Genomic DNA, 11,873 nt, shown 5'->3' on the forward strand with positions numbered 1-11,873 from the left:
TGGGTCAGCGGGCACCCCGGCAGGACCGGTCACGCTGTCGGTCAACCCGGCGGGGGTCGGGGGATGACGGCCCCACCGACCGTGTCCACGTACCACCGCTGGTATTGCTCCGGTGACCAGCCCCGTTGCCGGACGAGCCAGTCGAAGTTGCGGACGTCCTGCGCCAGCCAGAGGATGTCCGCGACCTGGTCGACGTCCAGGTCGGGGCGGAGGGCTCCGGTGCCGACGAGTTCCGCGGCGAACATGGCCATGCCCCGGCGGCGCTCGTCGACGTTCTTGCGCCAGATCTCGGCGGCGTCCTGGTCGGCGGTGGCCGCCCCGGCCAGCGCGAGCATCACCTGGGCCTGTCGGGCGTTCACCTCGACCAGGTGGCGGGCGTAGCGGACGAGCTTGGCGCGGGGGTCGGCGAGCGCCCGGATCTCGGCGACGAAGGGCCGGTCCGGCAGGGCCACCGGTTCGTCGTCGCCGGCCAGGGTGACGTCGACCAGGTCGGAGAGCAGTTGGCGCTTGCTGCCGAACAGCGCGTACACCGTCTGGACCGCGACGCCGGCCGTTGCGGCGACGGCGGTCAGCGGGGTGGCCGCGTAGCCGGGGTCGACGAACAGTCGACCGGCCGCTTCGAGGATCGCCCCTCGGGTCTGTCGGGATTGTTCCTTCCGCCGGGAGGAGTCATAGCGTCTCTTGACAACCACGCCACCAGTGTAGTGCTCTATTCGATAGATGTTGACTCTATCGAAAGTGGTGGCCATGCCGTTCGGTGTGTTGCAGGAGATGCCCGGCGTCAGCGAGGCGGAGTACCGCCAGGTGGAACGGCACCTCGGACCGGACCGGCCGCCGGGGCTCGTCGCCCACGTCGCCGGCCCGGTCGAGGACGGCTGGCGCATCATCAACATCTGGCAGGACGAGGCCGCGTTCCGCCGGTTCCAGTCCGAACGGCTGGTCCGGGCGGCGGGCCTGGCGGCGCAGGAGGACGGCTTCGACCCGACGAAGGCGGCCGGCTTCCGCGCGGTGAGCGTCGACGGCACCGAGATGCCGTTCTGATGGCCGACGCCGCCGCCCTGCGGTCCCGAGGCGCCACCTTCTGGGCAGGGGCGGCGGCCGGCTGGATCCGGCACGCCGACTGGCAGGACGGGATCGGTCGACCGTTGGGTGCGGCGGCCATGGATCGCCTGGCCGTGCGGCCCGCCGAACGCGTGCTCGACGTGGGCTGCGGTTGCGGCGGCAGCACGGCCGAACTCGCCTCGGCCGTGGGCGCGGTCGGCGCGGCGGTCGGCGTCGACATCGCCGAGGCGATGGTGGCCGCCGCCCGGCGACGATTCCCCCCGGACCGGTACCCCGGAATCCGGTTCCACGCGGCGGACATCGACACCCTTGATGCCATGCCGGGAGCGCCGTTCGACGCCGCGTACTCGCGAATGGCCCTGATGCTGCTGGCGGACCCGGTCGCCGGCTGCACCGCGATCCGGCGGTCGATGCGCCCGGCAGGCCGACTGGCCGCGACCGTGTTCCGCGACGGCACCGTCAACCCGTGGCTGTTCGCCGCGATGCTCGGCGCGGCACCGCACCTCGGAACGCTGCCACCGCTACCGGTGGGAGCCGAACCCGGTCCGTTCGCCTTCGCCGACCCGGTGCGGCTCATCCGGATCCTCACCGCTGCGGGCTGGACCGCCGTCACGACCACGCCGTGTGACGTGGTCATGCAGGCACCCGACGACGCCGAGGCGGTGGCCGAGTGGCTCGTCGAGATCGGCCCGGCCGGTGCCGCGTACCGGGCGGCCCCGCCCGCCGGGCAGGCCGCGGCGCGCGCGGGAGCGGCCCGGTTGCTCGACCGGTTCCGGGAACCCGACGTCGGCTACCGGCTGCCCGCCGGCCTCTGGCTCGTCACCGCGACCGCCGGGGCGGCCGACGAGCCGTCCGCTGCGGGCGACCCGTCCCACCCATCCCCTGACAGGACGAAGAACCGATGAGAACCGTGCGTACGCTCGTGTCGACCCTCTGTCTCGTGCTCACCCTGTCCGCGTGCGCCGACGCCGCCGCGCCACCCGACGCCGCCGCGCCACCCGACGCCGCGTCCAGCGCGGCGGGTTCCGCCGCGGCCGGCGACTCGACGCCGGTGTCGGCGAAGGAGGTGTGCGCCTACCTGGAGGGGCAGTTGCCGACACTGCGGGGGATCGGGTCCGAGACCGGCGCGATGGCCAACCTCACCGTGAACCTCTATTCCTGGTACGAGAAGCAGGGCGCGGTGCCGAGTGGCCGCCAGATCGACGACCAGACCGGGCAGGAGTGCCCGACGGTCCGGACCGAGTTGCTCGACCTTGCCGGCATGGAGAGCTTCGACCGGCTGTAAGTCGTCCGATGCCGGCTCACCGCGCATCTCGTGCCCCCGCGATGTCCCGCTCGGGGGTCAGCGACGGTCGAGTGTCGACTCCAGCCGTCGGATGAGCGTCTTGCGTCCCTTGCCCCGGCGTTCGGCGCGCAGCGCGGCCCTGAGTTGTGCGGTGTCGAGGTCGCGGACGTGCCGGGTCGCCTCGGCGACGGTCAGCTTGGTGAGGGACCCGGCCGACGTGACGCCACGCCGGGCGCGTCGGGCCGGCCCGGTGTTGGCGACGTACTGCCGGCCGGACGTCGACGCCTTGCGCTTTCTGGCGTCGGTGGCGCGTTGCTGCTGCGGGGAGAGCTGCTTCCAGGCCCGGTCGGGCAGGTACCGGTCGGTCTCGCCGTCGTGCCGGGCCCGGGTGGTGCCCTGCCTGGTCCGCCACTTCTGGTCGCCCCAGCGCCGCAGGGACTGCTGCCGGTCGTCCCGTGGGCCCTGGTAGCCGCCGCCGCGCTTCTGGTACTCCCGGGTCAACAGCTGCGACTTGCGCGCCGACCACTGCCCCGGCCGACCACCCCGGTCACCGGCCCTGATCTCGTCCTTGAGTTGCTCCCGCAGCTCGGGCTTCGTGTACCGCGCCATGGGTGCGGAGTACCCATGGTCGACCGCCGTACTCACCCCCGGTCGGCGACGAGCTGGCCACGGAGGGCGGCCAGCGCCCGGGTGAGGAGCCGGGAGACGTGCATCTGGGATATACCGATCCGGTCGGCGATCTCCACCTGGGTCAGGTTGCCGTAGAAGCGCAGGGTCAGGATCCGGCGTTCGCGTTCCGGCAGGGTGGCGAGGGCGGGGCCGAGGGCGACGTGGATCTCGACCAGTTCGAGTTCGTGGTCCTCGACGCCGAGGGTGTCGGCGAGTTCCATGCCGCTGTCGGTGCCGACGGGGGTGGACAGCGAGGTGGCCTGGTAGGCGCGGGCCCCCTCCAGCCCTTCCAGGACGGTCTCCTCCGACACATCGAGGTCGGCCGCGATGTCGGCGACGGTCGGCGAGCGCCCCAGGGTGTGGGTGAGCGTGCTGTTCGCCTCGCTGATCGACAGGCGTAGCTCCTGGAGCCGGCGGGGGACCCGCACCGACCAGGTGCGGTCCCGGAAGTACCGCTTGATCTCGCCGACGACGGTCGGGATGGCGTACCCGGTGAAGGCGACGCCCCGCTCCGGGTCGAAGTGGTCGACCGCCTTGATCAGCCCGACCGCCGCGGTCTGGGTCAGATCGTCGTCGTGCACACCGCGCCCCGCATAGCGGCGGGCCAGGTGACGGGCGAGCGGCAGCCACGCCTCGATGGCGCGGGCCCGCAGGGCCGGGCGGCGCGGGTCGTCGGCCGGCATCGCGGCCATCGCGGCCACGAGATCGTCGGCGCTGGCGGCGAGGTGCTGGTCGACGTGGATGCCGGCGGTCGGTTCGGACGTGGTGAGCATGCTGGGCCTTCCGCACGTGCCCGCTGATCGGAGCGACCGGAGACTTCTCCGCATCGGCTGACGCCGGAAGCACGCGGACGGGCTGCGCGCTGTCGCAAAGCCACGATCACGGGCCTGACGCCGCGTCATGTCGTCCATGTAGTGGACCGAATGTTACCCGAATGATCGATGAATTACCAGCCGAACGGCCGATTCCGGTCACCGGCTGAACGCCTCTCGCCGGCACGCGGTCATCTTGGGTGACTGGAAGTCACCGTTCGGACCGACCTCGGTGATGCCGAACTCGGCCGTCCTCGTATCCGGGGCCGCCCTCCTTGGCCACGCACTCACCCCAGACCTTCCGCAGGGCCTCGATCTCGTCGTTGGTCGCGTCGAGGGGGATCAGCGGACGCTGGTCGTCGGGGGAGCCCGCCGGGCCGCTCGACCCCGGCTCCGGACTCTGCAACGAGGCGACCCGGGAACTGCCGTTGGTTCCGCGGTCCTGACAGGTTCCTGAAGAACCGTCGCCATGCTCCCGGTGTGCCAGCAGAACAGCTACCAGCGCAGAGTCCACCGCGCCGCTTCAGCCGACGCGCGATCGTCCCGGCGGTGCTGATCCTGGCGATGTCGGCCATCGGGGCCGGCATCGCCTGGTCGGTCCACCGTGGCCCGTCCACCTCCGCCGCCGCCCCGCCGGTCACGGTGGAGACGGTGGCCGTCGTCCGGACCGACCTCGCCACCACCGTGTCGTTGACCGGCACCCTCGGTTACGGCCGGGCCGAACCGGTGAAGGGCGGTCGGAGCGGGACCGTCACCTGGCTGCCGTCGGCGGGGGCGACGATCAGCCGGGGCAAGCAGCTCTACCGGGTCGACGACCAGCCGGTGCCCCTGTTCTACGGCGGCATGCCGCTGTACCGCGATCTGGCGGAGCCCGGCACGGTGGGCCGCGACGTGCGGATCGTCGCCACCAACCTCAAGGCGTTGGGTTACGAGATCGGCCGCCAGCCCGCGCCGGGGGAGAAGGTCACCCGGCCGGCGAAGGCGGGTCCCACCGCACCGGCCCCCGGGCAGGGGGAGGCGGCCTCCGGGCAGGGGGAGGCCGCCTCGGGGCAGGAACGGGCAGGGGCGGGGCAGGCGGCGTCCGGGCAGGGCGCGGCGGCGCCCACGCCGGCCGCGGGCGGCACGGCCGCCACCTCGACCCGGGTCGTCGTCCGCAAGGGTGACGGGGTGCTGACCGGGTCGCTGATGCGGGCCATCAGGCGTTGGCAGCAGGACGCCGAGTTGCCGGTGACCGGCCGGATCGGCGTCGGCGACGTCGCCGTGCTGCCCGGCGCGGTCCGGGTCGACGCCGTCACCGCACTGCGGGGCGACGCCGCCGAGACGCCGCTGGTGACCGTCACGCCGACCACGAAGGTGATAACCGTCCTGGCCAAGGCGGCCGAGGCAGGCACGATCCGCCGGGGCGACCAGGTGACGGTGACCCTGCCGGGCGACAAGACGGTCGACGGCACGATCTCGGCGATCGGCACCACCGTCACGCAGGACGACGACGCGGGCCCGACCGGCGAGCCCACGCGCGCGGTCACGGTGACCGTGGATGACGACCTGGCCGGGATCGACGCGGCCGACGTCCAGGTCGACCTGGTCGGCGAGACCCGACCGGACGTCCTCGCCGTCCCGGTGGGCGCGCTGGTGGCGCTCAGCGAGGGCGGGTACGCCCTGCAACTGGCCGATGGCGGCCGGTTCGTCGCCGTCACCACCGGCATGTTCGCCAAGGGGATGGTCGAGGTCACCGGCGACGGTGTCACCGAGGACCTGAAGGTGGTGACCACCTCGTGACCGTGCTGGCCGTACGGGACGCCGCCATGCGCTATCCCGGCGGGGTCACCGCCCTCGCGGGCGTCTCGCTCGACATCGCCGAGGGGGAGATGCTGGCCATCGTCGGCCCGTCGGGTTCCGGCAAGTCGACCCTGCTGCACATCATGGGCACCCTGGACCGGCCGACCTCCGGCACGGTGCACCTGGGCGGGCTCGACGTCGCCGGGCTCTCCGACCGGCAGTTGTCCGCGTTGCGCGGGCGCTGGCTGGGCTTCGTCTTCCAGCAGTTCCATCTCACCGGAGGGCTGAGCGCGGCCGAGAACGTCGCCACCGGGCTGCTCTATGCCGGGGTGGCCCGCCGGCACCGCCGGTCGTTGGCCCTCGCGGCGCTCGACCGGGTCGGTCTGGCGCACCGCGTCACCCACCTGCCGCACCAGCTCTCCGGCGGGGAACGGCAGCGGGTGGCGATCGCCCGTGCGCTGGTCCACCAGCCTGCGCTGCTGCTCGCCGACGAACCCACCGGCGCCCTGGACACCCGCACCGGCCAGGCCGTCCTGGACCTGCTGTACCGGCTGCACGCAGAGGGCACCACCATCGCCGTCATCACCCACGACCGGGACATCGCCGCCCGCCTGCCCCGCCGGGTCGAACTGCGCGACGGCCAGCTGGTCGCCGACTCCGGCCGGGTGGTGACAGCCCGATGACCACACCCACCAGCACGGGTACGCGGCAGACGCCGCACCCCCGTACCGCCCGCGAAGCCGCCCGGCCGGTCCGGCTGGCCGTGGCCGACCTGCTCGGTCTGGGGCTGCTCGGCATCCGTACCCGGCGGACCCGGGCCGCGCTGTCCGCGCTCGGCATCGCCATCGGGATCGCCACGATGATCGTGGTCACCGGCATCCCCGCCTCCAGCCAGGCCCAGCTGATGCGGGAGCTGTCCGCGCTCGGCACGAACATGCTGGAGGCCAGAGCGCTGCCCGACCAGGACCCGCCGGCGCTGCTGCCGAAGGAGTCGACCGGCATGGTACGGCGGGTCGGCCCGGTGACGGGCGTCAGCGCGGTGGCCAACACCCACGCCCTGGTACGCCGCTCCGACCGCGCCGACCCCGGGGACGGCTCCGGCCTGACGGTGCTGGCCAGCCAGCTCGACCTGCTCCCGATCATCAACGCCCGGGTCCAGTACGGAAGCTGGCTCACCCCGGCGACCGCCCGGTTTCCCACCGTGGTGCTCGGCGCGGTGGCCGCGACCCGGCTGGGAGTCGTCGACGTGTCCACCGGAGGCGGCCCCGGCCAGCAGGTGATGATCGGCGACCGGTGGTTCACCGTCGTCGGCATCCTGGCCGGTGTCCCGCTGCTGCCGGAGATCGACCGGTCCGTGCTGGTCGGCTGGCCGGCAGCGCAGTCCGAACTCGGCTTCGACGGGCACCCCACGGTGCTCTACGTCCGGTCGCTGGAGCCGGCGGTGGAGCAGGTCCGGGCGGTGCTGCCCGAGACGGTGAGCCCCGAGCGGCCCGCCGACGTGCTGGTCAGCCGGCCGTCGGACGCGCTGGCTGCGAAGCGTGCCACGGAGAACGCCTTCTCGTCGCTGTTTCTCGCCCTCGCCGCGGTGGCGTTGCTGGTCGGCGGGGTCGGGGTGGCCAACACCATGGTCATCTCGGTGCTGGAACGGCGGGCCGAGATCGGCCTGCGTCGGGCGCTCGGGGCCAACCGGGGCCAGATCCGGGGCCAGTTCCTCACCGAGTCGGTGGCCTTGGCGATGCTGGGTGGGATCGCCGGGACGCTGCTCGCAGTGGCCGTCACCGTCGGTTACGCCATGTACCACCACTGGCCGGTGGTGATCCCGCTGTCGTCGACGCTGGCCGGGCTGGGCGGTGCCGTGGTGGTGGGCGTGGTGGCCGGTGTCTATCCATCGCTGCGCGCCGCCGCACTGTCGCCGACCGAAGCGCTCGCCAGCGTCTGACCGCGGCGGGGGACCGGTGTCGGGTCCGGTGCCACCCGGGTGCCGGTGCGTGGGGTGACCGAAGATATGCATCCGGTGACCGAGGAAATCTACGCGCGAAGCGCTAGACATTCTTTCTGGCGTCGGCTAACGTTCTTTCCGTTGACAGCAGAGATCGTCGAGGACGCCGACGAAGTGACCGAGCTTTACCCAGGGCTGGGACCCGTGTCGCGGCCCGCTCGGCACAGCGGTGGCAGCGTTGGCCATCGCGCGAAGCACGACAAGAGTGAATTGGCATGTGAAGACCCTGACGTCATTCCAGGTCGGGGCAGACGGGTAGGCCGAGGCTGGTTCGGGGCTTACCCGGTAGGACAGTCCGTCGTACGTGGGCGGGGCCATGAAGTCGCGTGGGGCTCCGGCACCGGCGGGCAGCACGACCAGTACCCGAAAGATGAAGCAGAGGAAAGGGAGGGCCCGAACACCGTTGGATCGCCCGCCTCCAGGAAGCAGTGTGGTTCTGGAGCCGGACACCGCAGTTTCCATCGAACGAGAGGTGGTCTCCGGTCACGCTTATGCGATCCTCGCACCCCGGTCCGCCGATGGCGGCAGGTGCGGATACGACAATCCGACGTACCTGTCGGTAGATGGTGTTTTAACCCGTAAACCCCGGGCCCCGGCGCGAAAGCGCCGGGGCCCTCGTCACGGAGAGGTGTGTGGATGGCCCAACCCGACGACATGTTCGATGACGAGGACTACCCCGCCTACACGATGGGCCGCGCCGCGGAGATGACCGGCGCCTCACAGGACTTCCTGCGTCGCCTCGACGAGGCGAAGCTGATCACCCCGGTCCGGTCCGCCGGCGGCCACCGCCGCTACTCCCGTTACCAGCTGCGCCTCGCCGTGCGCGCCCGGGAACTGGTCGACCAGGGCACCCCCCTGGAAGCCGCCTGCCGGATCATCATTCTCGAAGACCAGCTCGAAGAAGCCCTCCGGCGCAACCAGCAGGACCAGCGGCCGAGTTGATCGCTGAGCCCGCCGCCCCGGGTCGCGGCCGGCGGGCGTCCGGTCCGGGGAGGTGTTCGGTGTGGAGCTTGCGGGGTGGTCCAGCCGCCGCGGCAGGCATGGTGGTGGCTACCAGCGGTGTCCCCCGGTCGATCGCCCTGGGCGCCTCGTGTGTTAGTGGCCACATTCATCGATGGGGCCAGCTTTCCGGAAAGTTGCGATTAGCTCGACCGATAGTTTCGAGGAGATCTGTCGGCCCCGGGTGCCGTCGGGTCCTGGCTGGGCGGCGGCGGACCCCGCTCGTGGCCGGCTTGGCCGACGCCTCGCCCGGCGACGCCGGAGCGTCACCCGACCTGCGGAAGAGCCGTCTGGGCAGGGGGAACGGCGTGGCGGCACGCGCGGAGGCCGGCCTTCCCCCGCGCGCCGGAGCCTGGGCGTGCCGGGTCGGACCTCCGCCCGGCGTGGGCCCGGCGACGGTGCGCCAGTGGGGCCGCTCCGGCCGCTCTTGAGCGTGACCGGTTGAGCATATTATCGATAACCTGCTATCTTTCGGCCGGGAGCGAAGGGCACGTTCCCAGTCATCCCCGTCACTCGGCGGCGGTGCGCGAGGGCATCCCTTCCGCACCCCCTGCCAGTCGGTGAACAATCCGGGCCGCTCCACCGAGCCGTCGTGCCGCCAGCGCCGAACGGGCGCGTCCGCCCACCCGAGTCGACTCGCCCCCGGCGAGCCGGCGGGTACGAGCCGTCCTCCGCATCGTGCTGGCCCCGTCGGGCCAGCCGGCGCTCGCCCGTTCGACTTCGCGTATCACCACCGGGACAGAAGACCCATGGCAAGGAGCCAAGCAATGGTGAAACACAGACACCTACTCCCGACCATCGCCGCTGCGGCCGTTCTCCTCGCGGCGACCGTCGGCGGCGCGCTCAACGGCGGGCTTCCCGCCACGGCGGAGGCCGCGACGAACGGCACCCTCGCGGCGACCGCAGGCTGCGGCAAGGCGCCCACGCTGACCAACGGGACACGCACCATCACCAGCAGTGGACAGAACCGCAGCTACATCCTGCGGATCCCGGACGGGTACGACCGCAACCGCCAGTACCGGCTGGTCGTCGGCTTCCACTGGTTGAACGGCTCGGCGCAGAACGTCTCCTCGGCCGGTTACTACGGCCTGCTGCCGCTGTCGAACAACAGCACGATCTTCGTCGCCCCGCAGGGCATCGACGCCGGTTGGGCCAACACCAACGGCCGGGACCTGACCCTCTTCGACGACATCACCCGGCAGGTCGAGAACGACCTGTGTGTCGACACGAGCCAGCGGTTCGTGCTGGGCTGGAGCTACGGCGGCGCGATGAGCTACGCGGTGGCCTGCGCCCGGCCCACCGTCGTCCGCGCGGTCGCCGTGCTCTCCGGCGCCCAGCTGAGCGGCTGCAACGGCGGCACCCAGCCGGTGCCCTACTTCGGCATCCACGGCACCCACGACAGCGTGCTGAACATCTCGTTGGGTCGGTCGCTGCGTGACACGTTCGTCCGGAACAACGGCTGCACGGCGCAGAGCCCGCGGGAACCCGGCCTGAACACCTTCACCCACATCACCACCACCTACTCGGGTTGCCGTTCCGGTTACCCGGTGCAGTGGGCCGCTTTCGACGGGGACCACACCCCCAGCCCGGTCGACGGGTCGGGCAGCCCCAATGACTCCCGTACCTGGACCTCGGGGGAGATCTGGCGCTTCTTCAGTCAGTTCCAGTCGACCACGCCGCCCACCACGCCTCCGCCGACCACCGCGCCGCCGACGACCCCGCCGCCCACCACCGCCCCGCCGACCACGCCTCCGCCCACCACCCCGCCGCCCACCACCGGCCCCGGCAACTGCACCGCCACCTACAAGGCGATCAACAACTGGCCCGGCGGTTTCCAGGGTGAGGTCACCGTGGCCAACACCACCAGCGGCACCATCAACGGCTGGGCCGTCGGCCTGAGCCTCGCCAGCGGCCAGGCGATCAGCAGCGTCTGGAACGGTGTCAACACCGGCAGCACCGGCAACGTCACCGTTCGCAACGCCGCCTACAACGGCACCCTGGCCGCCAACGGCTCGACCACCTTCGGGTTCACCGCCACCGGCAACGGCACCCCGCCGCCCGGCGGTATCACCTGCGCCATCTCCTGACCGCAGACAGTACGAGGGCCCGGAGCCGGCAGGTTCCGGGCCCTCGTGCCGTCAGACCGCCGGTGAGCGCCAGACCGCCGTACCGGTGCGGGTCGTCATTGATCCACACCCAGACTGCGGCCGGTGTCGTCGGAGCGGAAGACGCCCCGCTGGGGGCGTCGACCGGACATGCGCGGGTCTTATTGCCAAGATATGGCAACTGCGGAATAGTGGCAGCAGTGGTGGGCGCCCGGGCGCGATGATCCGCACCTCGCCGGGGTGCCCGCCCCGCCACCGACCGACGATCCCGGGGAGCTGCTGGTGGGCCTCTACTCGTTGCCCGACATGCCGTACGACTACGGTGCGCTGGAGCCGGCCATGTCCGGCGAGATCCTGGAACTGCACCACAGCAAGCACCACGCGGCGTACGTCAAAGGCAGCAACGACGCTCTGGAGCAACTCGCCGAGGCCCGCGACAAGGGTGACTTCGCGGCCCTGGTCGGGCTGGAGAAGACGTTCGCGTTCAACCTCTCCGGGCACGTGCTGCACTCGATCTTCTGGAACAACCTCTCTCCGGACGGCGGCGACCGCCCCGGCGGGGAGCTGGCCGCGGCGATCGACGAGCACTTCGGCTCGTTCGACGGCTTCGCCGGGCAGTTGTCGGCGGCGACCAAGAGCGTGCAGGGCTCCGGCTGGGGTGTGCTGGCCTGGGAGCCGCTGGGGCAACGGCTGATCGTCGAGCAGGTCTACGACCACCACGGCAACGTCGGGCAGGGCTCGACGCCGCTGCTGGTCTTCGACGCCTGGGAACACGCGTACTACCTCCAGTACCGCAACGTCCGTCCGGACTACGTCGACCGGCTGTGGGGGTTGGTCGACTGGGCCGACGTCACCGCCCGCTTCGCCGCGGTCCGCGCTCAGCCGCCGAAGCGCTGACCGGCGTGACCGGTCCGGTTCCGGTCGCCGCCGACCTCGTCCAACGCGCCGCCGGGGTCATCGCCGCCCGCCACCGCGGTGACCTCGCCGGCGCGGAGACGCTGCTGGCCTCCTTCGACTCCGAACCGGCCCGTACCCTCGGCTTCTACCTGCTGGCCGACCTCGCCCTCGGGCTGGTCCGCGCCCACACCGGCGAGTCACTGGACGACCTGGTGCGGCAACTCACTCTGCTCGTGGCCGACACGCCCCCAGCACCCTGATTCGAG

Annotated in this window: 13 protein-coding genes; 10 read left to right on the forward strand and 3 right to left on the reverse strand. The window is 71.9% G+C overall.

The window, feature by feature from the left end; genetic code table 11:
- Positions 1 to 41 precede the first annotated feature (41 nt).
- Complete coding sequence (locus GA0070216_RS13590) at positions 42 to 692, reverse strand: TetR/AcrR family transcriptional regulator (protein ID WP_245722476.1); 651 nt, start codon at positions 690 to 692, stop codon at positions 42 to 44.
- 55 nt (positions 693 to 747) lie between these two features.
- Between GA0070216_RS13590 and GA0070216_RS13595 the strand changes: the two genes are divergently transcribed.
- The 3 genes from GA0070216_RS13595 to GA0070216_RS13605 are packed head-to-tail and all read left to right on the forward strand — an operon-like array spanning position 748 to position 2,347.
- Positions 748 to 1,041: a hypothetical protein gene (locus GA0070216_RS13595; RefSeq protein WP_141723074.1), complete on the forward strand. Its 294-nt coding sequence runs from the start codon at positions 748 to 750 to the stop codon at positions 1,039 to 1,041.
- A complete protein-coding gene (locus tag GA0070216_RS13600; RefSeq protein ID WP_091244944.1) occupies positions 1,041 to 1,967 on the forward strand; it encodes a class I SAM-dependent methyltransferase in 927 nt (308 codons plus the stop codon). The genes GA0070216_RS13595 and GA0070216_RS13600 overlap by 1 nt, the downstream gene beginning before the upstream one ends.
- Complete coding sequence (locus GA0070216_RS13605; RefSeq protein WP_141723075.1) at positions 1,964 to 2,347, forward strand: hypothetical protein; 384 nt, start codon at positions 1,964 to 1,966, stop codon at positions 2,345 to 2,347. The genes GA0070216_RS13600 and GA0070216_RS13605 overlap by 4 nt, the downstream gene beginning before the upstream one ends.
- 57 nt (positions 2,348 to 2,404) lie before the next feature.
- Here the strand turns inward: GA0070216_RS13605 and GA0070216_RS13610 are convergent, their stop codons facing one another.
- Both GA0070216_RS13610 and GA0070216_RS13615 read right to left on the reverse strand, forming a co-directional pair.
- Entirely contained in the window at positions 2,405 to 2,956 is a 552-nt protein-coding gene (locus GA0070216_RS13610) for a hypothetical protein (RefSeq protein WP_091244954.1), read from the reverse strand.
- A 32-nt stretch (positions 2,957 to 2,988) separates the two neighbouring features.
- Positions 2,989 to 3,789, reverse strand: coding sequence for a SigB/SigF/SigG family RNA polymerase sigma factor (locus GA0070216_RS13615; protein WP_091244957.1), 801 nt, complete (start codon positions 3,787 to 3,789; stop codon positions 2,989 to 2,991).
- A gap of 519 nt (positions 3,790 to 4,308) precedes the next feature.
- Between GA0070216_RS13615 and GA0070216_RS13625 the strand changes: the two genes are divergently transcribed.
- From GA0070216_RS13625 to GA0070216_RS13655, 7 genes are all read left to right on the forward strand, one after another.
- Positions 4,309 to 5,607 carry an HlyD family efflux transporter periplasmic adaptor subunit gene (locus GA0070216_RS13625; RefSeq protein ID WP_218108196.1) on the forward strand — a complete coding sequence of 433 codons (1,299 nt, stop codon included), beginning with the start codon at positions 4,309 to 4,311 and terminating at the stop codon, positions 5,605 to 5,607.
- A 26-nt stretch (positions 5,608 to 5,633) separates the two neighbouring features.
- Positions 5,634 to 6,290: an ABC transporter ATP-binding protein gene (locus GA0070216_RS13630; protein WP_091245303.1), complete on the forward strand. Its 657-nt coding sequence runs from the start codon at positions 5,634 to 5,636 to the stop codon at positions 6,288 to 6,290.
- Positions 6,287 to 7,546 (forward strand): ABC transporter permease, encoded by a 1,260-nt coding sequence (locus GA0070216_RS13635; RefSeq protein WP_091244965.1) that lies wholly within the window; start codon positions 6,287 to 6,289, stop codon positions 7,544 to 7,546. The genes GA0070216_RS13630 and GA0070216_RS13635 overlap by 4 nt, the downstream gene beginning before the upstream one ends.
- 696 nt (positions 7,547 to 8,242) lie before the next feature.
- The gene (locus GA0070216_RS13640) at positions 8,243 to 8,548 is read left to right on the forward strand and encodes a helix-turn-helix domain-containing protein (protein ID WP_091244970.1); all 306 of its coding nucleotides are present in this window, start codon (positions 8,243 to 8,245) and stop codon (positions 8,546 to 8,548) included.
- 824 nt (positions 8,549 to 9,372) lie between these two features.
- Positions 9,373 to 10,692 carry a cellulose binding domain-containing protein gene (locus GA0070216_RS13645; RefSeq protein ID WP_245722477.1) on the forward strand — a complete coding sequence of 440 codons (1,320 nt, stop codon included), beginning with the start codon at positions 9,373 to 9,375 and terminating at the stop codon, positions 10,690 to 10,692.
- Between the two features lie 258 nt (positions 10,693 to 10,950).
- Positions 10,951 to 11,607 carry a superoxide dismutase gene (locus GA0070216_RS13650; protein ID WP_245722478.1) on the forward strand — a complete coding sequence of 219 codons (657 nt, stop codon included), beginning with the start codon at positions 10,951 to 10,953 and terminating at the stop codon, positions 11,605 to 11,607.
- 5 nt (positions 11,608 to 11,612) lie between these two features.
- A complete protein-coding gene (locus tag GA0070216_RS13655) occupies positions 11,613 to 11,867 on the forward strand; it encodes a hypothetical protein (RefSeq protein WP_091244976.1) in 255 nt (84 codons plus the stop codon).
- The last annotated feature ends 6 nt before the right edge of the window (positions 11,868 to 11,873 follow it).

It is taken from the genome of Micromonospora matsumotoense (genome assembly GCF_900091525.1).
Lineage (GTDB): Bacteria > Actinomycetota > Actinomycetes > Mycobacteriales > Micromonosporaceae > Micromonospora > Micromonospora matsumotoensis.

What these genes read in the sequence shown, in the direction of transcription:
- GA0070216_RS13595 (WP_141723074.1), top strand. Translation starts at nt 748, where the DNA reads ATGCCGTTCGGTGTGTTGCAGGAGATGCCCGGCGTCAGCGAGGCGGAG.
- GA0070216_RS13600 (WP_091244944.1), top strand. Translation starts at nt 1,041, where the DNA reads ATGGCCGACGCCGCCGCCCTGCGGTCCCGAGGCGCCACCTTCTGGGCA.
- GA0070216_RS13605 (WP_141723075.1), top strand. Translation starts at nt 1,964, where the DNA reads ATGAGAACCGTGCGTACGCTCGTGTCGACCCTCTGTCTCGTGCTCACC.
- GA0070216_RS13610 (WP_091244954.1), bottom strand. Translation starts at nt 2,956, where the DNA reads ATGGCGCGGTACACGAAGCCCGAGCTGCGGGAGCAACTCAAGGACGAG.
- GA0070216_RS13615 (WP_091244957.1), bottom strand. Translation starts at nt 3,789, where the DNA reads ATGCTCACCACGTCCGAACCGACCGCCGGCATCCACGTCGACCAGCAC.
- GA0070216_RS13630 (WP_091245303.1), top strand. Translation starts at nt 5,634, where the DNA reads ATGCGCTATCCCGGCGGGGTCACCGCCCTCGCGGGCGTCTCGCTCGAC.
- GA0070216_RS13635 (WP_091244965.1), top strand. Translation starts at nt 6,287, where the DNA reads ATGACCACACCCACCAGCACGGGTACGCGGCAGACGCCGCACCCCCGT.
- GA0070216_RS13640 (WP_091244970.1), top strand. Translation starts at nt 8,243, where the DNA reads ATGGCCCAACCCGACGACATGTTCGATGACGAGGACTACCCCGCCTAC.
- GA0070216_RS13645 (WP_245722477.1), top strand. Translation starts at nt 9,373, where the DNA reads ATGGTGAAACACAGACACCTACTCCCGACCATCGCCGCTGCGGCCGTT.